The 22532-nt window shown below is 74.0% G+C and carries 18 protein-coding genes; 13 read left to right on the top strand and 5 right to left on the bottom strand.

What is annotated here, in order from left to right:
• Positions 1-97: 97 nt before the first annotated feature.
• The 5 genes from HL663_RS17210 to HL663_RS17190 are packed head-to-tail and all read left to right on the top strand — an operon-like array spanning position 98 to position 6383.
• Entirely contained in the window at positions 98-877 is a 780-nt protein-coding gene (locus tag HL663_RS17210; RefSeq protein WP_173029492.1) for an RcpC/CpaB family pilus assembly protein, read from the top strand.
• Positions 874-2055, top strand: a complete 1182-nt coding sequence (locus HL663_RS17205) for a CpaE/TadZ family protein (protein WP_173029491.1) — start codon at positions 874-876, stop codon at positions 2053-2055. The genes HL663_RS17210 and HL663_RS17205 overlap by 4 nt, the downstream gene beginning before the upstream one ends.
• Positions 2052-3455 carry a TadA family conjugal transfer-associated ATPase gene (locus HL663_RS17200; protein ID WP_173029490.1) on the top strand — a complete coding sequence of 468 codons (1404 nt, stop codon included), beginning with the start codon at positions 2052-2054 and terminating at the stop codon, positions 3453-3455. The genes HL663_RS17205 and HL663_RS17200 overlap by 4 nt, the downstream gene beginning before the upstream one ends.
• Positions 3452-5470: a type II secretion system F family protein gene (locus tag HL663_RS17195; protein WP_286175748.1), complete on the top strand. Its 2019-nt coding sequence runs from the start codon at positions 3452-3454 to the stop codon at positions 5468-5470. Before HL663_RS17200 ends, HL663_RS17195 begins: the two co-directional genes overlap by 4 nt.
• Before the next feature lies 1 nt (position 5471).
• Positions 5472-6383, top strand: coding sequence for a type II secretion system F family protein (locus tag HL663_RS17190; protein WP_286175747.1), 912 nt, complete (start codon positions 5472-5474; stop codon positions 6381-6383).
• Positions 6384-6607: 224 nt separating this feature from the next.
• Here the strand turns inward: HL663_RS17190 and HL663_RS17185 are convergent, their stop codons facing one another.
• Together HL663_RS17185 and HL663_RS17180 are read right to left on the bottom strand one after the other, a co-directional pair.
• The gene (locus HL663_RS17185; protein ID WP_216842615.1) at positions 6608-7264 is read right to left on the bottom strand and encodes a response regulator transcription factor; all 657 of its coding nucleotides are present in this window, start codon (positions 7262-7264) and stop codon (positions 6608-6610) included.
• Positions 7265-7283: 19 nt separating this feature from the next.
• A complete protein-coding gene (locus tag HL663_RS17180; RefSeq protein ID WP_173029489.1) occupies positions 7284-8882 on the bottom strand; it encodes a sensor histidine kinase in 1599 nt (532 codons plus the stop codon).
• A gap of 113 nt (positions 8883-8995) precedes the next feature.
• Between HL663_RS17180 and mtrA the strand changes: the two genes are divergently transcribed.
• The 7 genes from mtrA to HL663_RS17145 all read left to right on the top strand — a co-directional run bounded on the left by mtrA (position 8996) and on the right by HL663_RS17145 (position 16801).
• A complete protein-coding gene (gene mtrA, locus HL663_RS17175) occupies positions 8996-9673 on the top strand; it encodes an MtrAB system response regulator MtrA (RefSeq protein WP_173029488.1) in 678 nt (225 codons plus the stop codon).
• Between the two features lie 2 nt (positions 9674-9675).
• Positions 9676-11385: an MtrAB system histidine kinase MtrB gene (gene mtrB, locus HL663_RS17170; protein WP_286175746.1), complete on the top strand. Its 1710-nt coding sequence runs from the start codon at positions 9676-9678 to the stop codon at positions 11383-11385.
• Positions 11382-13130, top strand: a complete 1749-nt coding sequence (locus tag HL663_RS17165; protein ID WP_173029487.1) for an LpqB family beta-propeller domain-containing protein — start codon at positions 11382-11384, stop codon at positions 13128-13130. Before mtrB ends, HL663_RS17165 begins: the two co-directional genes overlap by 4 nt.
• Positions 13131-13278: 148 nt before the next feature.
• The gene (locus HL663_RS17160) at positions 13279-14049 is read left to right on the top strand and encodes a ComF family protein (protein WP_216842614.1); all 771 of its coding nucleotides are present in this window, start codon (positions 13279-13281) and stop codon (positions 14047-14049) included.
• Positions 14050-14194: 145 nt separating this feature from the next.
• Entirely contained in the window at positions 14195-14821 is a 627-nt protein-coding gene (gene hpf / locus HL663_RS17155) for a ribosome hibernation-promoting factor, HPF/YfiA family (protein ID WP_173029486.1), read from the top strand.
• A gap of 77 nt (positions 14822-14898) precedes the next feature.
• Positions 14899-15606, top strand: a complete 708-nt coding sequence (locus HL663_RS17150) for a response regulator (protein ID WP_286175745.1) — start codon at positions 14899-14901, stop codon at positions 15604-15606.
• Entirely contained in the window at positions 15599-16801 is a 1203-nt protein-coding gene (locus tag HL663_RS17145) for a winged helix-turn-helix domain-containing protein (RefSeq protein WP_173029484.1), read from the top strand. Before HL663_RS17150 ends, HL663_RS17145 begins: the two co-directional genes overlap by 8 nt.
• An 11-nt stretch (positions 16802-16812) precedes the next feature.
• On the opposite strand, the gene HL663_RS17140 is transcribed toward HL663_RS17145, so the two are convergent.
• Positions 16813-17961: a GNAT family N-acetyltransferase gene (locus tag HL663_RS17140; protein ID WP_173029483.1), complete on the bottom strand. Its 1149-nt coding sequence runs from the start codon at positions 17959-17961 to the stop codon at positions 16813-16815.
• 181 nt (positions 17962-18142) lie between these two features.
• Between HL663_RS17140 and secA the strand changes: the two genes are divergently transcribed.
• On the top strand, positions 18143-21010 hold the full coding sequence (secA, locus tag HL663_RS17135) for a preprotein translocase subunit SecA (RefSeq protein WP_173029482.1): 2868 nt from the start codon (positions 18143-18145) through the stop codon (positions 21008-21010).
• A 109-nt stretch (positions 21011-21119) separates the two neighbouring features.
• On the opposite strand, the gene HL663_RS17130 is transcribed toward secA, so the two are convergent.
• Both HL663_RS17130 and HL663_RS17125 read right to left on the bottom strand, forming a co-directional pair.
• Positions 21120-21659 carry an Rv3235 family protein gene (locus tag HL663_RS17130; RefSeq protein WP_173029481.1) on the bottom strand — a complete coding sequence of 180 codons (540 nt, stop codon included), beginning with the start codon at positions 21657-21659 and terminating at the stop codon, positions 21120-21122.
• Positions 21656-22381, bottom strand: coding sequence for a LysM peptidoglycan-binding domain-containing protein (locus HL663_RS17125; protein WP_173029480.1), 726 nt, complete (start codon positions 22379-22381; stop codon positions 21656-21658). Before HL663_RS17125 ends, HL663_RS17130 begins: the two co-directional genes overlap by 4 nt.
• Between the last annotated feature and the right edge of the window lie 151 nt (positions 22382-22532).

Below are 22532 nucleotides of genomic sequence, written 5' to 3'. Positions count from 1 at the left end.
GCCGGGCTCGACCGCCCGGCCGGTCCCCGGGCCCCGCACCACCGCCCGCCACGCGGGTGCCTGCACCTGACTAAACCTCTGTAAGGACACCGTTCCCATGGGTCGTCGTATCCTCGCCATCCTCGCGGCCGCCGTGATCGCGCTCGTCGGGGCCGTCCTCGTCCTCGTCTACGCGAGAGGCGCGGACGCCCGCGCCGTCGCGGCCGCCAGCCCCTCGAAGGTCTACGTGTCGAACACGGTGGTCCCCGCGGGCACCAGCCTCCGGGACGCCGTGCGCCTCGGTCAGATCGTCCAGACCGACGTCGCCGCCCGGGCCAAGCCGCTCGGCGCCCTCGAGAAGGTGGACGAGGAGAACAGCGACCTCGTCGCCCTCACCGACGTCCAGCCCGGGCAGTACGTGCTGGGAGCCGGCTTCGGAGACACGCCGGTCGGCGAGAAGAAGCTCGAGATCGGGGCCGGCAAGCTCGCGGTCTCGGTGCAGCTGCAGGACCCGGCGCGGGTGGGCAACTTCGTCACCCCGGGTTCCTTCCTCACGATCTTCATGACCTACCAGGCCAAGGACTACTCGGGCAACGAGGACTCGGTCCTCGCCAAGAACGACGTCCAGGCCACCTCGGTCCTCCTCGACAACGTCAAGGTCATCGCGATGGGCGACGCCTCGCTCACCCCGGTCAACGGCACCGAGGGCGCGGACGCGGCCCAGGCCTCCAGCGCCAGCTTCCTCGTGACCCTCGAGGTGACGCCGGAGCAGGCGGTCCGCCTGGTCCACGCGATCAACGGCAAGACCCTCTACGCCGGCCTGCGCGGCTCGGAGCTGAAGATCAGCCCGACCCTCGAGGCCGACGACCTCAACCTCCTGAAGGACCCGACCCGGTGAACGTCCTCTGGGATCCGGACCCCGTCGCCGTCGAGCGCTACCGCTTCGCGCTCGGCCCGGACACGACGCCGCTCGACTCCGCCGTCCTCGTGGCGCGCTTCCTCCACGACAACGCGCAGGTCGACCAGGTCGTCATCGGGGCCGACGTCGCGCTCGACGAGGCCTGCAGCCTCTCCGAGACCGTCCGCCTCGAGCGGCCCGAGCTCGGGGTCATCCTCCTGCGCTCGCGGATCGACGTCACGACGCTCTCGCAGGCCCTGCGCTCGGGCATCCGCGAGGTCGTCGGGGCCGACGACCACACCGGCCTGGCCGACGCGCTGCGCCGCAGCCGCGAGCTGACCACCCGCCTCGTCGGCGCGGCCGGCGGCGCCGCGTCGCACGACGGCAAGATCGTCACGGTCTTCTCGGCCAAGGGCGGCGTCGGCAAGACGACCGTCTCGACGAACACCGCGTGCCAGCTGGCGCGGCTGGGCCACAAGACCCTCCTCATCGACCTCGACCTCTCCTTCGGCGACGTCGCGATCAGCCTCCAGCTCGTGCCCGACCGCTCGGTCTTCGACGCGGTGGCCATGGCCGGCACGATCGACGACGAGGGCATCCGCAGCCTCGTGACGACCCACGAGGCGAGCGGCCTCGAGGTCATCTGCGCGCCCAACGACCCGGGCGACGCCGACCGCATCCCGGTGGCGACGGTCGCCGAGCTGATCAAGGTCGCCCGGCGCAGCTACGACTTCGTCGTCGTCGACACCCCGCCGAGCTTCACCGAGCACGTGCTGGCGGCCGTCGACCTCTCCGACGTCCTCGTCCTCATCGCGACGCTCGACATCCCGGCGGTCAAGAACCTCCGCGTCGCCATCGACACCCTCGACATGATCGGGAGCCCGAAGGACGCCCGCGTCATCGTCCTCAACCGCGCCGACGCCAAGGTCGGGCTGCGGCCCGAGGACGTCGAGTCCGCCATCAAGACCGCGATCGCGGTCAACATCCCGAGCTCGCTGACCGTCCCGGCGTCGGTCAACCGCGGGGTGCCGATCGTCCTCGACGAGCCCAAGCTGCCCGTCAGCGTGGCCATCCGCGACCTCGTGGACTCCCACATCCGCCCCCACTCCTCCGGTGTCGTGGACGTCGAGCCGGTCGACGTCCACGCCCGCCGTGGCCTCTTCAGGAGCCGTCGATGAGCCTCGCCGACCGTCTCGACAGCGTCCGTCGCGCCCAGGCGGCCGTCACCCAGCAGCAGCAGCCGACGAACGCCGCCGGCTCCGGCACGCGCCCGGGGGCGGTCGCCCGCCGCCGCGTCGTCGACCCGTTCGGCGAGGTCAAGGGGCGCGTGCACCAGGCGCTCATCGACAGCCTCGGCCCGCGCCTGTACGACCCGCACCTGCCCGAGGCCGAGCTGGCCCAGCAGGTCCGCACGACCCTCCAGCAGACCATCGACGCCGAGCAGACGCCGCTCTCGCACGCGGACCGCACCCGCATCGCGCAGGAGGTGTCCGACGAGATCCTCGGGCACGGCCCGCTCGAGCCGCTGCTGCGCGACCCGGACATCTCCGAGATCATGGTCAACGGCCCGGACAGCATCTACGTCGAGCGCAGCGGCAAGCTGTACGGCGTCGAGACGCACTTTTCCAACGAGGCGCACCTGCGTCGGGTCATCGACAAGATCGTCGGCCGCGTCGGCCGCCGCGTCGACGAGGCGAGCCCCCTGTGCGACGCCCGCCTGCCCGACGGCTCGCGCGTCAACGCCGTCATCTCGCCGATCGCCCTCGACGGCGCGATGCTCACCATCCGCAAGTTCTCGCAGGACCCGTACACCGACGCCGACCTCATCGCGTTCGGGACGATCACCGCGAGCGTGCGCGACTTCCTCAAGGCCTGCGTCATGGGCCGGCGCAACATCGTCATCTCCGGCGGCACCGGCTCGGGCAAGACGACGACGCTCAACGTCATCTCGTCGTTCATCCCCGAGGACGAGCGCATCGTGACCATCGAGGACGCCGCCGAGCTCCAGCTGCACCAGGACCACGTCCTGCGCCTGGAGTCGCGCCCGGCGAACATCGAGGGCAAGGGCGCGATCGCCATCCGCGACCTCGTGAAGAACTCCCTCCGCATGCGGCCCGACCGCATCGTCGTCGGCGAGGTCCGCGACGGCGCCGCCCTCGACATGCTCCAGGCGATGAACACCGGCCACGACGGGTCGATCACGACCGTCCACGCCAACACCCCGCGCGACTCGCTCTCCCGCCTCGAGACGATGGTCCTCATGGCCGGCGTCGACCTGCCGGTCCGGGCCATCCGCGAGCAGGTGGCCGGCGCGGTCAACCTCATCGTCCAGCAGTCCCGCCTCAAGGACGGCTCGCGGCGCATCGTCGCCATCACCGAGGTCGTCGGGATGGAGGGCGACGTCGTGACGCTCCAGGACATCTTCACCTTCGACTGGAGCGCCGGCCGCGACGAGAACGGCCGCTTCAAGGGCACGCTCGTGTCGACGGGCCTGCGGCCGAAGTTCCTCACCGAGCTGCAGGACCTCGGCATCGAGGTCGCCCCGCAGCTGTTCATCAACGGGGCGCGGCTGACGTGAGCCCCCACCTGCTGCCCTCGCGCCACCGCACGGCCGTGCTCCCCGTGGCCGTCGCGGCGCTCGTGGTGCTGCTCGCGCTCCTCGTGCCGGTGCTCGCGGCGCCCCGCGCCCACGCCGCCGACAGCATCCCCTCGACGCTGTCCGACGTCCGCGTCCAGGGCGACAAGGTCACCGCGACCCTGGTGCTGCGCCCGGACGCCAAGGTCGACGTCGACTGGAAGAGCGTCACCGCGACCTTCGGCTCGCGCATCGTGCCGGTCACCGTCTCGGCGCCGACGAAGCAGCCCCGCTCGACGATGCTCGTCATCGACACGAGCGGCTCGATGGGCGCCTCCGGGATGGCCGTCGTCCGCGACGGCGTCGCCCGCTTCCTCGCCGCCGTGCCGCCGGACGTCAAGGTCGGCGTCGTGTCCTTCGCCTCGACCTCCGGCATCGACGTGGCGCCGACGACGGACCGCGCCGCCGTGCGCAAGGCCGTCGGCGCGCTGCGGGCGAACGGGGAGACCGCGCTGTACAAGTCCGTCCAGGACGCCGTCCGCGGCCTGGGCACCGACGGCGAGCGCAGCATCCTGCTCCTCAGCGACGGTGGCGACACCGTCGCCGGCCTCTCCGGGGGGGACGCGGCGGACGCCGCCGCGCAGGCCGCGGCGCTGCGCGCCCTCGAGCGCGCCAAGGTCCGCGCCGAGGTCGTCTCGTTCAACTCCGGCGAGGCGAACGTCCAGGTGCTGCGCCAGTTCGCCGCCGCGGGAGGCGGTTCCGTCGCCGACGCGGCCGACCGGGCCGCCGTCGCGGCGGCCTTCGACGCCGCCGCCGTCGCGCTCGACTCGCAGGTCGTGCTCACCGTCACCAAGCCCGCCCACGTCGGGGGCGACCAGCTCCTGACCATCGACGGCACCGCCGGCGGCCGCAGCTTCATCAACAGCTCGCGCCTCGACCTCGGCGACGTCGCCCCCGTCGAGGTGCCGGAGGACGACGGGCCGCTCGTCGCGCCCGTGGCCGCCACGGACCCCGCCGCGCTGACGGCCATCACCGCGCTGTCCCCGACCCTGCTCGTGCCCGCGATCGCCGTCGTCTTCCTCGGCGTCTTCGGCCTGGCGATCGGGTTCGCCGCGCCGGCCTTCCGCAGCCGGCGCTCCGAGCGCATCGAGGCGATCGAGGGCTACGGCATCGGCCGGGCCCGCGCCCAGGCGCGCCAGGCGCCGAGCGCGGCCGCCATCAGCGAGTCGATCGTCTCGATGGGCGAGTCCTTCATGGAGGGCCGCGACTCCACGACCCGCACGATGGAGCTCCTCGTGCGCGCCGACCTGCCCTGGCGGGCGGGGGAGTGGCTCGTGCTGCGCCTGGTCTCCGTCGTCGTCGGCGTGGCCGGCGGCATCCTCCTCGTGAGCGGCATCCCGCTGCTCGGCGGCGGGCTCGGCGCCCTCATCGGCCTCCTCGCGCCGCCGATGGTGCTGCGCTTCCTCGCCAAGCGGCGCGCCCGCAAGTTCGAGTCGCTCCTGCCCGACGTCATGATGCTGGTGGCGACCTCGCTCGCCTCGGGCTTCAGCCTCCTCCAGGCGCTGGACTCGGTGGCCCAGGACGCGGGGGAGCCCGCGGCCAAGGAGTTCAGCCGGGCGCTCGCCGAGGCCCGCATCGGCTCCGACGTCAGCGACGCCCTCGACAAGATGGCCGCCCGGATGGACAGCCCGAACATGCGCTGGACGACGATGGCCATCCGCATCCAGCGCGAGGTCGGCGGCAACCTCGCCGAGACGCTGCGCACGACGGCCGCGACCCTGCGCGAGCGCGAGATGCTCCGCCGGCAGGTCAAGGCGCTCTCGGCCGAGGGTCGCCTGTCGGCCTACGCCCTCATCTGCCTGCCCATCGGCCTGTTCCTCTACAGCACGGTCGCCAACCGCGCCTACGTCAGCCTCCTGTGGACCCGACCGCTCGGCTGGCTGATGCTGGCCGCCGGCCTGGTCGCCATGGGGCTCGGCGTGGTGTGGATGCGCAAGATCGTCCAGATCGAGGTGTGACGTGATCCTCCTGCTCGGTGCCGCCGGCTTCATCGCCCTGGCCCTCGTCCTGCTCGTCCTCGCCGTGGGGATGGGTGCCTCCTCGACGACGGGCGTCGCCCGCTCGCTCGAGCTGCTCGACCACAAGCCGACGACGCGCGACGTCGCGTCCAACGAGCTCGGGGTGCAGGAGCGGCTGCTCGCGCCCACGCTCGACCGGCTGCGCGGCATCGCCGACCGGCTCTCTCCCGCCGGGACCGGGGGACGGATCGCCCGCAACCTCGAGCGCGCCGGCAACCCGAAGATGTGGACCGTCGAGCGCGTCATGGGGGCCAAGGGCCTCGGGCTCATCCTCGGCGTGCTCGTCGTGCTCGTCGTCGTCGGCCTGTCCGTCACCGGCCTCCTCGGGGCCCTCGCGGCCGGCGCGGCGGGCTTCTTCGTCCCCGACCTGCTCGTCTACAACGCCGGCCTCAAGCGCCAGCAGGAGATGCGCAAGGGCCTGGCCGACTCGCTCGACATGCTCACCGTCTGCGTCGAGGCGGGCCAGGGTTTCGACGCCGCGATCCTCCAGGTCGCGCGCACCGTCCACGGCCCGATCGCCGGCGAGTTCGCCCGCGTCCTGTCCGAGATGCAGATCGGCAAGTCCCGCGGCGAGGCGTTCTCCTCGCTCGGCGAGCGCACGACGGCGCCCGAGATGAAGAACTTCGTCAGCACCCTCGTCCAGGCCGACCGGCTCGGCCTGCCGATCGCCGCGGTCCTGCGCGAGCAGACCAAGGAGATGCGCGTCGTGCGCCGTCAGCGGGCCGAGGAGCAGGCGCAGAAGGTCACGGTGAAGATCCTCTTCCCGCTGCTGCTGTGCATCTTCCCGGCGCTGTTCATCGTCATCATCGGCCCCGGAGTCATCACGATCATCGACTCCTTCAGCGCGCTGTGAGCCCGTCGGCGGGGCGACCCTCGTGGTCGCTCCGCCGCCACGGCCCGACGGCGGTCGTACAGGCTGAACGTCGCCGACCCGCCCCTCGCGGGACGGCCACCACCCTCCGCGCCGCCACAGGGGTGACGCGGAAACCGGCTGGTGGCGGGGACGCATCCCCGCCACCAGCCGGTTTCCCCGCCCTCACCGGGACGACGCGGAACCGCGCCGCCCCGCGCCGGGCGTCAGGTGCGGTCGACGTCCGCGACGAGCCCGAGGCGCACGGCCGCGATGACCGCGCTGGCCCGGTTGTGGGCGCCCAGCTTCTCGTAGATCTTGCCGATGTGCGTCTTGACGGTCGACGGGCTCATGAAGAGCTGACGGCCGACCTGCGCCACCGACGCGCCCTCGACGAGCAGCTTGAGGACCTCGGTCTCGCGGGTCGTCAGCGTCGTCTGGGGCGCCTCGTGCTGGCGACGCATCGCCTCGGCGAGACCGCTGGCCGAGAACTCCAGAGGGAAGTCCGCGGCCCGGCGCACCGCCGAGAGCACCTGGTCGGCCGGCGCGCTCTTGCGCACGAGGGCCGACGCACCCGCGTCGAGCGCCTCGAGCAGGGTGGAGTCGTCGTTGAGCATCGTCAGGACGACGAGGCCGATGTCCTTGGCGCGCTCGCGGACCGCGCGCACGAGCGAGAGGCCGCTCCCGTCGGGCATCGTCACGTCGATGACGGCGACGACGCGCCCGGGCGGCGGTGTGCGCAGGAGGCGGTCGAAGAGGGCCCGGCCCTCGGCGAGCGAGCCGGCCTGGCCGACGACGCTCACCTCGTCCTGGGCGTTGAGCATCCCCGCCACCGCCTCGCGCACCACCGCGTGGTCGTCGACGAGCACCACGCTGATCGTCACGGTCTCTCCCTCGGTTGTCTCAGCTCGCAGGATGGAGCGTGCCGGCAGGCGACGGCTCCTCGACGGTCAGGTTAACGGTGGTGCGACCGTTCGGCTCGTTGCGCACGACGAGTGTCCCGGTCAGCTCGTCGAGCGTCGTGTTCCGGTAGGACCGCCGGGCGCGTCGCGGGTCGCCGTCGTGGGAGACGTCGACGACGGCCGGGCCGACGACCGAGGTGGACAGGCTGACCCAGGCGTTGCGCGCCCCGGAGGCCTGCGCGTCGGCGAGGACGTCCATGACGAGCCGGTGCACGAACATCTCGACCCGCGGGTCCAGGCGGCGCCGGCCCTCGCTGACGGTGATGGTCGTGCGGACGCCCGTCATGCTGCCGAAGCTCTGGACGGCGGCGCCGAGGACGGCGCCGAGGCCGCTGCCCGGGCGCTCCGCGACGCGCAGGTCGGTGATGTGCGTGCGCAGGTCGGCCATCGCGTCGCTCAGCTGCTCGCGCAGGGCGTCGAGGGAGTCGCGCATCCCCTGGCCGGGCGGGCCGGCCTGCATCCGCAGCGCGTCGACCGCGTAGCCGAGGGCCGCGAGCTCCTGCGCGATGCCGTCGTGGATGTCGCGGGCGATGCGGTTGCGCTCCTCGAGGCTCGCGTACTGCCGCAGGTTGCCGAAGAGCAGACCGGCCTGCACGGTCGGGGCGAGGCGGCGGGTCACCTCGGAGACGGCCCGGCGCTCGTCGTGGCTGAAGGGGTGGTCGATGCCGCGCTCGACGACGACGACCGTCGTCGGGCCCACGCCGTAGGCGAAGGGGACGACGAGCGCGCTGCGCTGGCCGAGCTCGTCCGCGAAGGGGATCTCGGTGGGGCGCCAGCTCGCCGGGTTCTGCGCGAGGAGGTCGGAGAGGGCGTCGGCGAGGTACCAGGGGGCGCGGGTCGAGCCGCGCAGGGCCACCGGCACGAGGTGCTCGGAGTCGGAGGCGACGAGCACCGCGCTGCGGGAGGAGGGGACCTCGGCCGAGAGCAGGTCGAGCGCGAGCGTCGCGCCGGCCGGGGCGTCGAGTCCGGTCGCCATCTCCTCGGAGAGGTCGTGCAGGCGCTGGATGAGCTGGATGGCCTCGCGCGCAGCGGGATCGGCGGTCTCGGGGTCGTTCTCGCTCGAGAGGCGCTGGTTCCACGCGCCCAGCGCGCCGAGGACCAGGGCGGCGGCGACCCAGGCGACGAGCCCGATGCGGAAGCCCTTGTCGTCGTTGTGCCCCACCGAGGTCAGGAGGTAGACGGCGCTGCCGACGACACAGGTGCCGAGGTAGCCGACCCTCCCGAAGCGCGATCCCGCGTGGTAGGCCGGCACGAGGATGAGCAACGAACCCGACTGCAGCGCAGCGTTGTAGCCCGCACCCGCGGCGCCCGCCGAGAGGCACAGGAGGGTGAGCACGACGGTGTCGAGGAGGCCCTGTCGCGAGATGGGCAGCCGGTCGAGCGCGGTGACGACGAGGTCGAGCACGAGGACCGCGAGGAGCCACGGCGCGAGCTCGATCATCTTGCTCGCCAGGACGGCGAGGAAGATGCTGAGCACCGCGAACGCGAGGCGGATGGTGGCGGACGCGTCGATGCGCGCCAGCCGCAGCAGGCGGACCACGGTTCACAGGGTACGTGCGCGACGCCGATCCCTCCTGTCTTTCGGAGTTCTCCCGGGGCGCTGTGTGATCATGGGGGCCGGAGTCAACGCTCGGGGAAGGACGGGGACGTCTGGTGAAGGGTCGTGTGCTCGTCGTCGACGACGACCTGGCGCTCGCGGAGATGCTCGGGATCGTGCTGCGCTCCGAGGGGCTCGAGGTCGAGCACGTCGCGGAGGGGAGCGGCGCCCTCGAGGTGTTCCGCCAGTACCGCCCCGACCTCGTCCTGCTCGACGTCATGCTGCCCGGCATCGACGGCCTCGAGGTCTGCCGGCAGATCCGCGGCGAGTCCGGCGTGCCCATCGTCATGCTCACCGCGAAGACCGACACGGTCGACGTCGTCCTCGGGCTGGAGTCCGGCGCCGACGACTACGTCGTGAAGCCGTTCAAGCCGCAGGAGCTCATCGCCCGCGTCAAGGCGCGGCTGCGCCGCGGTGACGAGCCGGCCCCCGAGCGCCTGACCATCGGCGACCTCGTCATCGACGTCGCCGGGCACACGGTCGTGCGCGACGGCCGCCCCCTCGGGCTGACGCCGCTGGAGTTCGACCTCCTCGTCGCCCTCGCCCGCAAGCCGTGGCAGGTCTTCACCCGCGAGGTCCTCCTCGAGCAGGTCTGGGGCTACCGCCACGCCGGCGACACCCGCCTGGTCAACGTCCACGTGCAGCGGCTGCGCAGCAAGATCGAGCACGACCCGGAGCACCCCGAGATCGTCGTGACGGTCCGCGGCGTCGGCTACAAGGCCGGTCGGGCCTGACGGTGTCCGGGGCCGCCGACGTCGGCGTGGGCCGCGACGCGAGCACCCGCGAGCCGGTCCGCGGCACCGTCGTGTCGCCCACCCCGGCGGGCGGGACGTCCGGTGCGGAGCGCCGCGCCGCCGTGCTGCGCCGGCTCTCGGCCGGGGCGGGTCGTCGGCTGCGGGGGCTGCGCGGTCGCTGGCGGCAGTCGCTGCGGCTGCGGGTCGTCGCGACGACGATGCTCCTCGGCCTCGTCGTCGTCACGGTCCTCGGCTCGGTGCTCCACGAGCAGATCGCGACCGGCCTCGAGCGCAGCCGGGTCACCAACTCCGAGTACGAGGCCCTCTCGCTCACCTCGCGCGCGCAGGGCCAGTGGAACGCCTCGACCTCGGCCTCGGTCGACGAGCTCAACCGTTCGGCGACCGACATCATGACCCGCATCCTCAGCGCGCCGGGGCCGGACCCCAGCCGCTACGTCGTCATGAACCGCTCGGCGAACAACGACAGCGACATCGTCCTCGTCGAGGCCCGCAGCAACCGCGGCGTCGGCATCGACGCGGTGAGCCCGCAGCTGCGCGCCGCGGTGGCCGCCGACCCGAGCCGGCAGCACACCCAGCTCGGCGAGCTGCGGCTCGGGGGCCGCGAGGTGCCCGCGGTCGTCGTCGGCAGCGTCGTCACCATCACGAACGCCGGTGTCTACGACCTCTACTTCATCTTCCCGATGGAGCAGGAGGTCGCGACGATGGACCTCATCGGCAACGCCTTCCTCGTCGCCGGTGTCATCCTCACCCTCCTCGTGGGTGCCGTCGCGTGGGTCGTCACCCGCCAGGTCGTCACCCCGGTGCGGCGGGCCGGGCAGGTCGCCCAGCGGCTCTCGGCCGGCCGCCTCAACGAGCGGATGCCGGCGCGCGGCGAGGACGACCTCGCGCTGCTCGCGACCTCGTTCAACAACATGGCCGACAGCCTCCAGAGCCAGATCCGCCAGCTCGAGGGCCTCTCGGCCGTGCAGCAGCGGTTCGTGTCAGACGTCTCCCACGAGCTGCGCACCCCGCTGACGACCATCCGGATGGCCGTCGACGTCCTCCACGACTCGCGCGAGGAGTTCCAGCCGCCGGTCGCCCGGTCCGCCGAGCTGCTCGCCGGCGAGCTCGACCGCTTCGAGGCGCTGCTCGCCGACCTGCTCGAGATCAGCCGGTTCGACGCCGGCGGCGCGGTGCTCGACCTCGAGCCGGTCGACCTGCGCGGCACGGTCGCCAAGGTCGTCGCGGCGGCGCGCCCGCTCGCCGAGCGGCGGGGGAGCGTCGTCACCGTCCACGCGCCCGACGGCCCCGCCGAGGCCGAGGTCGACGAGCGACGGGTCGAGCGGATCCTGCGCAACCTCGTCGTCAACGCCGTCGAGCACGGCGAGGGGCGGCCGGTCGAGGTCCGCATCGGGGTCGACGACCACGCGGTCGCCGTGGTCGTCGAGGACCACGGCGTCGGGCTGCGCCCCGGCGACGCCGCCAACGTCTTCACCCGCTTCTGGCGGGCCGACCCCGCCCGTGCCCGCACCACCGGCGGCACCGGTCTCGGGCTGTCGATCTCGCTCGAGGACGCCCGGCTGCACGACGGCTGGCTCCAGGCCTGGGGCGAGCCGGGGGAGGGGTCGCGCTTCCGCCTCACGCTGCCCGCCCACGCGGGCAGCACCCTGCACTCCTCGCCGCTGCCGCTCAGCCCCCGGGACGAGCAGTGAGGTCGCCGCGCGTCCTCGCGGCCCTCGTCGCCGCCGTGCTCCTCGCGGGCTGCAGCGGGCTGAGCCGCAGCGGCCCGGTCGAGTCCGGTCTCGACGTCACCGCCCCGATCGGCCCGGACGTCGGGCTGGTCTTCCCGGGCCCGGCGGCCCGGGCCACCCAGGAGGGCATCGTCAGCGGGTTCCTGCGGGCGGGGGCCTCCAGCGACGGCAAGTACGACAACGCCCGCAAGTTCCTCACCTCGCGGATGGCCGAGCGCTGGCAGCCCGACGAGCAGATCGTCCTCCTCTCCGGCGACGCCTCGCCGACGACCCGGGTGCTCGACCCCGCGACCGTCGAGGTGACGGCCCCGGCGTCGGGCACGGTCGACGCCGACGGACGCTTCAAGGCGGCCCGGCCGGGCCGCACGGTCTCGGCCCGCTTCTCGCTCACCTCGGTCGGCGGCCAGTGGCGCATCGACGGGATGCCGCAGGGCTTCGGCCGGTGGATCGCCGACAACGACGTGCCGCGCCTCGTCCAGCCCTTCGCCGTCCACTACGTCTCGGCGAGCCACCGCGCCACCGTCCCCGACGTGCGCTGGTTCCCCCTCGACCGCCTCGTGACCCGGCTGGCCCGCGCCCAGCTCGACCCCGTGCCCGACCACCTGCTCGGCGCCGCGACGACGGCGGTCCCCGCGGGGGCCCGGCTCCTCGGGGACGCCGTGTCCATCGACCCCTCGGGCGTGGTGTCGGTCAACCTCATCGCGAGCCGGCTGGCGCCCGGGGAGTCCACCCGCGAGAACATCTGGGCGCAGTTCCTCACGACGCTCACCCAGGACCCCACCGTCACCGCGGTCACGCTCCAGGTCGACGGCGTGCCCGTGGACCTCGACGGCGTCGACGGGCCGGTGTCCTCGCTGGAGCGGATCGGCTTCCCGGCCGAGTCCAGCACCGACAGCACCGCCCCCGTCGTGCGCCGGGGAGCGACGGTCGCCGTCTTCGACCCCACGGGCAGCGCCCGGCAGAAGGGCGCGCCGCGCACCTACCCGGACGTGCCCGCGGACTTCACCCACCTCGCCCTGTCGGTCGACGGCGCCGAGACGGCCGCCGTCGACCCGTCGGGGGACGGCCTGTCGCGCTGGCGCGGCACCAACCGGTACGAGGTGCCGCCGTTCGGCAGCGACGTCGGGGCCCCCGCCTACGACCGCCGCGGGTTCCTCTGGGCCGGCGCGGTGGGCTCCGGTGCCTCGCGCCTGTTCACGGTCGACACCCGCGTCTCGCCCGCCGACCTCGTCGCCGCGCGCGCCCAGCCGGTCCAGGCCTCCTGGCTCGCGGGCCGGCGGGTCCTCGAGGCCCGGGTGGCCGCCGACGGCGACCGCGTCGTCGTCCTGTCCGCCCGCCCGGACGGCTCCGGCGTCCGGCTCGACCTCGCCGGGGTCGTGCGCGGCGGCGGCCAGCGGCCCGAGCGGCTGTCGGCGCCGATGCGGCTCGGCACGTGGGTCACCGCGGCGAGCGGGCTCACGTGGGTCGACCCCCAGCAGGTGGCGACCGTCGCCTCGGTCGGTGGCGCGCCGGCCCGGCCGGTGCTCGTCAGCGTGGACGCCGCCGTCGCGGACCTCCCCGAGGCCGACGGTGCCCGGCTCGTCGCGACGACCGGTGGCGAGCGCGACCTCTACCTCGTGACCCGGGGGGACCGGCTGCTCTCGCGCTCCGGCCTGCGCTGGGTCGACAGCGGGGAGGCCTCCGACCTCGCGACGCCGGCGGGCTGAGCGCCTCCTCGTCCCCCTCCTGCGGTCGTCCACAGGTCGGGGCCCGCGCGGCGCCCGTCCACAGCTCGTCCCGGCGGGGTGTCGCCGGTGGCCCGCGGGGTCGAGGCTGGTCCGGGCTCGGCGCGTCGCCGACGGGAGGGGAGGCGGTGTGGCCCGGCGGGGAGAGCAGTGGGGGCAGATGAGCGCGGCGGGCGGGCTGACGGGTGTGGTCGCGGCCGGGGTCCGCGACGCGGTCGGGCTCGTGCTGCCCGTCCGGTGCGGCGGGTGCGCGGCGCCCGGGGCGGCGTGGTGCCCGGGCTGCCGACGGGCGGCCCGCACCCCGCCCCCGGACGTCGTCGTCCCCGCCGGCGGGCCGGCCGCGTGGGCGGCCACCGCCTGCGCCGGGCCGGTGCGGGTGCTCGTGACCGTGCACAAGGACGCCGGGCGGGCGGACCTGCGCCCGGAGCTCGCCGTGCTCCTCGCCGAGGCGATGCACCGCGCGCTGGCCACCGACCCCGTCCTGCGCACCGCCCGGACGCGGGGAGGGGTGCTGGTCGTGCCGGTGCCCACGGCGCGTCGCGCCGGCCGCCGCCGCGGCGAGGACGCCGTCGGGGCCCTCGCGACGGACGCCACCGCACGTCTCGGTGACCCGCGGGTCGGCTGCCGGCGGGTGCTGCGGCACACCCGGGCGGTCGCCGACCAGACCGGTCTCGGGCGGGCCGCGCGGGCGGTCAACCTCGCGGGCTCGATGGGCGTGCGGGCCGCTGACCTGCGGATCGTCGAGGGAGCGGTCTGCCTGCTCGTCGACGACGTCGTGACGACGGGGGCGACGCTCGCCGAGGCGGCCCGGGCCGTGCGGGCCGCCGGGGCGCGCCACGTCGCGGCAGCAGTGGTCGCGGCCACCCCGCCGACGCGCGCCCGGCCCCGGTCCGACCAGTGACCGAGACGACGAGACCGGTTCTCCCGTCGTGGTTGTGAGGCCCCCCGGTGAGGGCTAGCGTCTGTGCATGGACCCCGTGTTCCGGAGGTGGTGCCCCTGTCGCTGAGTGTTCGGCCCCCACACCATCGAGCACGAGGAGGACCACGTGGACATCGTCGTCACCGGACGGCACCTGACCGTCTCCGACCGATTCCGGGACCACATCGAGGAGAAGCTGGCCAAGATCACCCAGCTCGCCCCACGCACCCGGCGGGTCGAGGTCATGGTCAGTCATGAGGCCAACCGCTCCCAGGCCAAGGCCTGCGACCGGGTGGAGGTCACCTGCTACGCGAAGGGGCCCGTCGTGCGCGCGGAGGCGTGTGCCGACGACAAGTACGCCGCCCTCGACGTGGTGATCGACAAGCTCATGGAGCGCCTGAGGCGTCAGAGCGACCGCAAGCGGGTGCACCGCGGTCGTCGCACGCCGGAGTCCGTGGCGATGGCGACCTCGCGGATCCAGGCGCCCGACGTGGCGCCGAGCGAGGGTGAGGACCTGCCCGAGGACCCCTTCGGCGACTCCCCGATCGAGGTGCGCGAGAAGGTGCACCGCTCCACCCCGATGACGCTGACCGATGCCCTCGCCCAGATGGAGGCCGTCGGTCACGACTTCTACCTCTTCCACGACGTCGAGACCGACCGCGCGAGCGTCGTCTACCGGCGGCGCGGGTGGTCCTACGGCGTCCTGCACCTCGACCTCGACGAGACCGGCGGCGTCGAGGAGGCGGCCTCCTGACGCCCGCCCGGGCGTGGGGGCCGCACGGCGGCCGGTTGACCTGACACGATGACGACGTGACGGACGAGGTGAGTGGGGTGCCAGAGGCGCACGGGACCGACGAGGTCTCCGACGCGCGCCCCGGCCCCATCCGCGTCGTCATCGCCGACGACCACGCCCTCTACCGCCAGGGGATGGCCATCGTCGTCGAGCTCGACGGCGCGGCCGTCGTCGTCGGGCAGGCCGGCAACGGCGGCGAGGTCGTCGACCTCTGCGCCCGGCTGCACCCCGACGTCGTGCTCATGGACGTGCGGATGCCCGTGGTCGGCGGCATCGAGGCGACCTCTCGCCTCCATGCCGCCGACCCGCGCATCCGCATCCTCATGCTGACGATGAGCGACGACGAGAGCGACCTCTTCGAGGCCATCAAGGCCGGGGCCAGCGGGTACCTGCTCAAGGACCTGCCCGGCGAGGAGGTCGCCGACGCCATCCGCCGGGTCCACGACGGCCAGGCGATCATCCCGCCGGGGATGGCGGCCACCCTGCTCCAGGAGTTCAGCCGGCTCAGCCAGGCCGGCAGCGTGCCCGAGGGGCCGGAGCCGACGACGCTGACCGACCGCGAGGTCGAGGTGCTGCGGCACGTCGCCCGCGGGATGGTCAACCGCGAGGTCGCCGACGCGCTCGGCATCGCCGAGAACACCGTGAAGAACCACGTCCGCAGCATCCTCGAGAAGCTGCACCTCCACTCGCGCGTCGAGGCGGCGGTGTACGCCCACCAGCAGCGCCTCGTCCCGCCGGATGCCTGAGCCGGCTCCCCTCCGGCTCACCCGCCCCGCGGCCCGGCGCATCGCGCTCGCGGCCCAGGGCTTCGCCCGCCCGCGCCCGCCGGCGCCGGGCACGCGCGACGTGCAGCGGGTGATCGACACGGTCGGGGTCGTCCAGATCGACAGCGTCAACGTCGTGGTGCGCAGCCAGTACCTGCCGTTCTTCTCGCGCCTCGGGCCCTACGACACGGCCCTGCTGGACCGCGCCCGGGACCGCGCGCCCCGCCGGCTCGTCGAGTACTGGGCGCACGAGGCCTCGCTCGTCCCGCCCGCGACGTGGCCGCTGCTGGACTTCCGGATGCGCCGGGCCCGCGAGGACGCCTGGGGCGGGATGCAGCGCGTCGCGCGGGACCACCCCGGGCTCGTCGAGACCGTCCTCGCCGAGGTGACGGCGCACGGGCCGATGACCAGCCGGGAGGTCGAGGCGGCGCTCGCGCACGACCTGCCCCGCGAGCGCGAGCACTGGGGCTGGAACTGGTCGCTCGTCAAGAACGCCCTCGAGCACCTCTTCTGGGCCGGGCGCCTGGGCAGCGCCGGCCGCACGCCGCAGTTCGAGCGGCGCTACGCGCACCCCGCCCGCGTCCTGCCCCCCGCGTTGCGCGAGGCCGCGCTCGACCCGGCGGCGCGGCCGCCCGACGACGAGGCGTTCCGGCGGCTCGTCGAGATCGCCGCCCGCGCCCACGGCGTCGGCAGCGAGCAGTGCCTGCGCGACTACTTCCGCCTGCGCCCCGAGCAGGCCCGCCCGGCGCTCGCCGCGCTCGTCGCGGACGGAACGCTGCTGCCCGCGACCGTCGACGGCTGGCGGCGCCCGGTCTACCTCCACCGTGACGCCCGCCGGCCGCGCCGCGTCCGGGCCCGCGCGCTGCTCTCGCCGTTCGACTCGCTCGTGTGGCAGCGCGAGCGCGTCGCGGCGCTCTTCGGCTTCGACTACCGGCTCGAGATCTACGTGCCCGAGGAGCTGCGTGTCCACGGCTACTACGTCCTGCCCTTCCTGCTCGGTGACGAGCTCGTCGCCCGGCTCGACCTCAAGAGCGACCGCGCCGCCGGCCTGCTCCGGGTGCGGCGCACGACGTGGGAGCCCGGGCGCGGTGGCGCGTCGGACGCGGCCGAGCTCGGCGAGGAGCTGGCCCTCATGGCGGGCTGGCTCGGCCTGGGGGGCGTCGCCACCGAGGGGTGAGCCGCGCCCGGTCAGGGCGCCCAGGGGCGCAGCCGCTCCCAGTGCAGCGACTCGACCGTCCGGCCACCGGGCAGCACGTCGGCCTCGGTCTCGCGGCCCCAGATCTCGAACCCGGCCGCGTCGAGCACCGCGTTGCTGGCGATGTTGTCCTCCGCGGTCTGCGCCACGAGGCGGCGCAGCCCGAGGCCGCCGTCAGCGCGCGGGGCGAGCGCGTGGGCGGCGACGAGCCGGGCCGCCGCCGTCGCGACGCCGCGGCGTCGGGCGCTCGGCAGCACCTGGTAGCCGAGCTCGGCGGTGTCGTCGTCGAGCGTCCCCTCGTGGACGAACACGAGCGCCTCGCCGAGCGCCTTCCCGGTGCGCGCGTCGGCGACGCACCAGCTGAGCGTCGTCCCCAGGGCCATCTTCTCGCGGCGGGTCAGGAGCCACTCGGGGAAGGTGTCGGGCTCGAGGATGCCGCGCGCCGGCATGTGGTGGGCCGGCTGGTCGCGCGGCTCGAGCGCGTCGACGTCCTCGTCGAGCCACGGCCGCAGCACGAGGCCGCCGCCCTCGTCGGTCCGCAGCACCGGCGGCTCCGGCCACGGCGTGCGCGCCTCGAGGACGTCGACCGGGCCGATGCTGCCCTGCCACGCGTCGACCGGCGGGCCGCCGTCGACCGCCGCCAGGGAGCCGGGCAACGTCCCGTGGTGGGCGAACCCGCAGGCCCACGCGACCCGCCAGGAGGCGAAGTTGCCGCGCTCGGCCTTCCAGTGCACACGGGTGCCGCCCTGCTCGAGGAACCACGCGACGGCGAGCCGGACCGCGCCGGCCATGAAGCCGGAGCCGCGGGCATCGGGGTGCAGGACGAAGCCGAGCTCGGCGACGCTCCCCCCGAGGCGGGGGCGGAGGTCGACCGTGCCGAGGTAGCCACGGTCGGGGTCGGCGGCGTCCTCGAGCGCCCAGAGCCGGTCGCCGTCGGCGTCGTTCCAGCCGGCCTCGACGAGGGAGAGGAAGGAGCGCGCATCGCCCTCGTCGTAGGGGCGGGGGACGGTCGTCCAGCGGACGACCTCCGGGTCCCGGCACTGCTCGACGATCCGGGGCACGTCGGCGCGGCGGTGGGCGCGCAGGCGGACGTGCCCGTCGTCGAGCACCGGCACGCAGTCGGGGAAGACGGGCTCGGTCATGGGCCCCACCCAACCACCGGGACCCCGTGGGCGGGAACCGGGGCGCGCCGACCGGCCGTTGGGACCCTCGGGTGCGCCGCCGCGGGACGGCCGCGGGGGCCTCGACTACCCTAGGCGGGTCCGGCGCTCGGGCACCGCCTCGCCCACGCCGCCGTCGTCCGTCTACCAGGGAGTCCCACTCGTGAAGATCGTCGAGAAGCTGCTGCGTGCCGGTGAGGGACGCATCCTCAAGAAGCTCGACAGCATCGCCGCGCAGGTCAACGCGATCGAGGAGGACTTCGAGAAGCTCACCGACGCCGAGCTGCGCGCCGAGACCGACACCTTCCGCAAGCGCCTCGCCGACGGCGAGACCCTCGACGACATCCTGCCCGAGGCGTTCGCGGCGGTCCGCGAGGCGGGCAAGCGGACCATCGGCAAGCGGCACTTCGACGTCCAGCTCATGGGTGGGGCCGCGCTCCACCTCGGCAACGTCGCCGAGATGCGCACCGGTGAGGGCAAGACGCTCGTCGCGACCCTCCCGAGCTACCTCAACGCCCTGAGCGGCAAGGGCGTCCACGTCATCACGGTCAACGACTACCTCGCCGAGTACCAGTCCGAGCTCATGGGTCGCGTCCACCGCTTCCTCGGCCTCGAGACCGGCTGCATCCTCTCCTCGATGACGCCCGAGCAGCGGCGCGTCGAGTACGCCAAGGACATCACCTACGGCACGAACAACGAGTTCGGCTTCGACTACCTGCGCGACAACATGGCGTGGTCGACCGACGAGCTCGTCCAGCGCGGCCACAACTTCTGCATCGTCGACGAGGTCGACTCGATCCTCATCGACGAGGCGCGCACGCCGCTCATCATCTCGGGCCCGGCCGACGCGCCGACCAAGTGGTACACCGAGTTCGCGCGCATCGTGCAGCGGCTCGAGCGCGGCGAGCTCGAGTCCGGTCGCGGCGACTACGAGGTCGACGAGAAGAAGAAGACCGTCGGCGTCCTCGAGCGCGGCATCGACAAGGTCGAGGACCACCTCGGGATCGACAACCTCTACGAGAGCTCCAACACGCCGCTCATCGGCTACCTCAACAACGCGATCAAGGCCAAGGAGCTCTTCCAGCGCGACAAGGACTACGTCGTGATGAACGGCGAGGTCCTCATCGTCGACGAGCACACCGGGCGCATGCTCGCCGGCCGCCGCTACAACGAGGGCATGCACCAGGCCATCGAGGCCAAGGAGGGGGTGGAGATCAAGAACGAGAACCAGACCCTCGCGACGATCACCCTCCAGAACTACTTCCGCATGTACGACAAGCTCTCGGGCATGACCGGTACGGCGATGACCGAGGCCGCCGAGCTCAACTCGATCTACAAGCTCGGCGTCGTGCCGATCCCGACCAACCGCCCGATGGTGCGCCAGGACCAGGCCGACCTCGTCTACCGGACCGAGGAGGCCAAGTACAAGTCGGTCGTCGACGACATCGCCGAGAAGCACGAGGCCGGCCAGCCGGTCCTCGTCGGCACCGTGTCGGTCGAGAAGTCGGAGTACCTCTCCGAGCAGCTGCGCCGTCGCGGCATCCGGCACGAGGTCCTCAACGCCAAGCACCACGAGCGCGAGGCCTCGATCGTCGCCGACGCCGGCCGCAAGGGCGCCGTGACCGTCGCGACGAACATGGCCGGTCGAGGCACCGACATCATGCTCGGCGGCAACCCCGAGTTCCGCGCCGTCGCCACGCTCAAGGACCGCGGCCTGGACCCGCACGAGACGCCCGAGGAGTACGAGGCGGCCTGGGACGCCGCGCTCGAGCAGGCCGAGCGGGAGGTCGAGGCCGAGCACGCGGAGGTCACCGAGCTCGGCGGCCTCTACGTCCTCGGCACCGAGCGCCACGAGTCGCGCCGCATCGACAACCAGCTGCGCGGTCGCTCCGGCCGCCAGGGCGACCCGGGCGAGTCGCGGTTCTACCTCTCGCTCGAGGACCACCTCATGCGGCTGTTCAACGCCGGCCTCGTCGACCGCGTCATGACGACCGCCAAGCTCGACGACGACCAGCCGATCGAGTCCAAGCTCGTCTCGCGCTCGATCCAGTCGGCGCAGGCGCAGGTCGAGGCGCAGAACTTCGAGATCCGCAAGAACGTCCTCAAGTACGACGACGTCCTCAACCGCCAGCGCACCGTCATCTACGAGGAGCGTCGCCGCGTCCTCGAGGGCGAGGACCTCCACGAGCAGCTGCGCTTCTTCGTCAACGACGTCGTCGAGGGCTACATCGACGCCGAGACCGGGGAGGGCTTCGCCGAGGACTGGAACCTCGAGCGGCTCTGGACCGCGCTACGCGCGCTCTACCCGATCTCGGTCACCCCGGAGCAGCTCGAGGAGGCGGCCGGCGGCCGCTCCGGGCTGACGACGGAGATCCTCAAGGAGGAGCTGCTCTCGGACGCGCACCGGGCCTACGACGAGCGCGAGGCGGCGCTCGGGTCCGAGGTCATGCGCGAGGTCGAGCGCCGCGTCATGCTCTCGGTCCTGGACCGCAAGTGGCGTGAGCACCTCTACGAGATGGACTACCTCCAGGAGGGCATCGGCCTGCGCGCGATGGCCCAGCGCGACCCGCTCGTCGAGTACCAGCGCGAGGGCTTCCAGCTCTGGCAGGCGATGAACGAGGCCGTCAAGGAGGAGTCGGTCGGGCTGCTCTTCCACGTCGACGTCAGCGTCGACGAGGCGCAGCAGGCGCCGGCCGTCGAGCCGGTCCACGTCTCGCAGATGCTCGGCGCGATGGCCGGGGGCGGCGGTGGCGCGGCCACCGAGGAGGCCCCGGCCGAGGCGGCCGAGGGTGGCGAGCCCGCGCACGACGAGGCCCCGCACGTCGAGGTCTCGGGTGTCGGCGTCGGCCGTCCCCGCACGGGGGCGCTGCACTACTCGGCGCCCACCGAGACCGGCGAGGTCGAGGTGCGCGACGACGCCGCCGGCACCGGCGCGACGCTCACCGAGGAGCAGCTCGCGACGACCCGCAAGAACGACCCGTGCCCCTGCGGCTCGGGCAAGAAGTTCAAGATGTGCCACGGGCGCCGCTGACCGGCTGCCCCTGCACGACCGCCGACCGGGCCGGTCCCCTCACCGGGGGACCGGCCCGGTCGCCGTTCGGGGGCGTCGCCGCCGGGCGACGCCGCGCGAGGTCGCCGGCTCAGCCGACCTGGAGCGCGGCGACGCGCCACTTGCCGTCCTGCCCGACGAGCCGCAGCGCGACGGCGCGCACGCGCGGCCCGTGCTGGACGACGACCGCGACCTCGGCGACGCCGTCGGCGGGCTCGCAGACCCGGACCCGCCGGACGTGGGTGCGGTGGGCGGGGGAGCGGCGGCCGTCGGCCGCTCGACGCGCGACGCGGGCCCCGCGGCGGGCGACGACCGCGTAGACCTCGGGGGTGGTCCAGCGCAGCACCTGGGGGGCGGGGCGCTGCCCGCTCATCACCTCGAGGAGCGCCTGGACGATGTAGGCGGCCCACGCAGCCGGCTCGGGGAGGTCGGAACGCGTCGTGCGCTGCGGGCCGAAGACCTGCTCGTCGGAGGCGCAGGAGAGGTCGACGGCGAGGGCGTCCTGGACGTACCCGGGGACGCGAGGGGCCGGCGCCCGTGCGGCGCGTGCCCGGCGCAGCGCCTCGCCGAGGGGCAGGGCGGGTGGTAGCGGGCGCGCGGGGAGCAGCACCGGCAGGGCGACGCGCGTCACGACGCGTCCACCGTCGGGGCGCGCAGGACCTGGCCGGGCAGGAGGAGGTCGGGGTCGGCGCCGATGAGCGCCCGGTTCGCGGCGTACCAGCGCGGCCAAGCCCTCGCGATCTCGGCGTCGGTGGCCCCGGACCCCAGGTGGCGGGCGGCCAGCGTCCAGAGCGAGTCGCCCCGGTGCACGACGACGGTGTCGCGGTCGGCGCCCGTCACGCGCCCGCTGACGACGGAGACGTCGGGCTGCCGCCGCACGACCGGGGCGTCGGGCGTCCAGCCGGGGTCGGGGGCGACGACGCCACCCGGTCCCCAGCCCGGGTCGGGCAGGCCGGTGTCCGTGGCGGCCGTGCCGTGGACGGCCGGCGTCACCGTCGGCCGCGCCATGGCCCCGGGCAGGGGGTCGGCGCTCGCCGTCCCGAGGCCGCCGCCCGTGACGACCCCCGCGCCGAGGACGAGCGCGGCCAGCCGTCGGGCGGCCCGCGGCGCGAGCCTCGCCGAGAGGAGGGCGGCGTGACGGCCGACCACACCGGGCACCCCGGCCAGGGCCTCGAGCACCATCGCGAGGACCAGCCAGCCGAGGACCACCGCGGCCAGCGCGGCGAGCGCCGCCACGAGGGCGTCGTCGGCCGTGACGGGGACCCCGGCGGAGGCAGCCCGGGCGGTGCGCAGGGCGAGGACGCCCAGCGCCCCGGTCGTCGCGGCGGCGACGGCCGTGCCCAGCATCGCCACGGAAAGGCGCGTTGGGTGTCGTTTGGTGTCGTTTGGTGCTCCCTGCATGCCGTGGACGGTAGACGACGGTGCTGACGCCGGCAAGGGGTCGTGGCTAGCCTGTGGACATCGAGAAGCGCGTGGACACCGAGAGGCGCGTGGCCATCGACGA

Origin of the sequence: Arthrobacter sp. NEB 688, assembly GCF_013201035.1 — a bacterium.
Taxonomy (GTDB): Bacteria; Actinomycetota; Actinomycetes; order Actinomycetales; family Dermatophilaceae; genus Phycicoccus.
This window is presented reverse-complemented; position numbering and strand designations above follow the sequence as displayed.

What these genes read in the sequence shown, in the direction of transcription:
- HL663_RS17210 (WP_173029492.1), top strand. Translation starts at nt 98, where the DNA reads ATGGGTCGTCGTATCCTCGCCATCCTCGCGGCCGCCGTGATCGCGCTC.
- HL663_RS17200 (WP_173029490.1), top strand. Translation starts at nt 2,052, where the DNA reads ATGAGCCTCGCCGACCGTCTCGACAGCGTCCGTCGCGCCCAGGCGGCC.
- HL663_RS17145 (WP_173029484.1), top strand. Translation starts at nt 15,599, where the DNA reads ATGCCTGAGCCGGCTCCCCTCCGGCTCACCCGCCCCGCGGCCCGGCGC.
- HL663_RS17140 (WP_173029483.1), bottom strand. Translation starts at nt 17,961, where the DNA reads ATGACCGAGCCCGTCTTCCCCGACTGCGTGCCGGTGCTCGACGACGGG.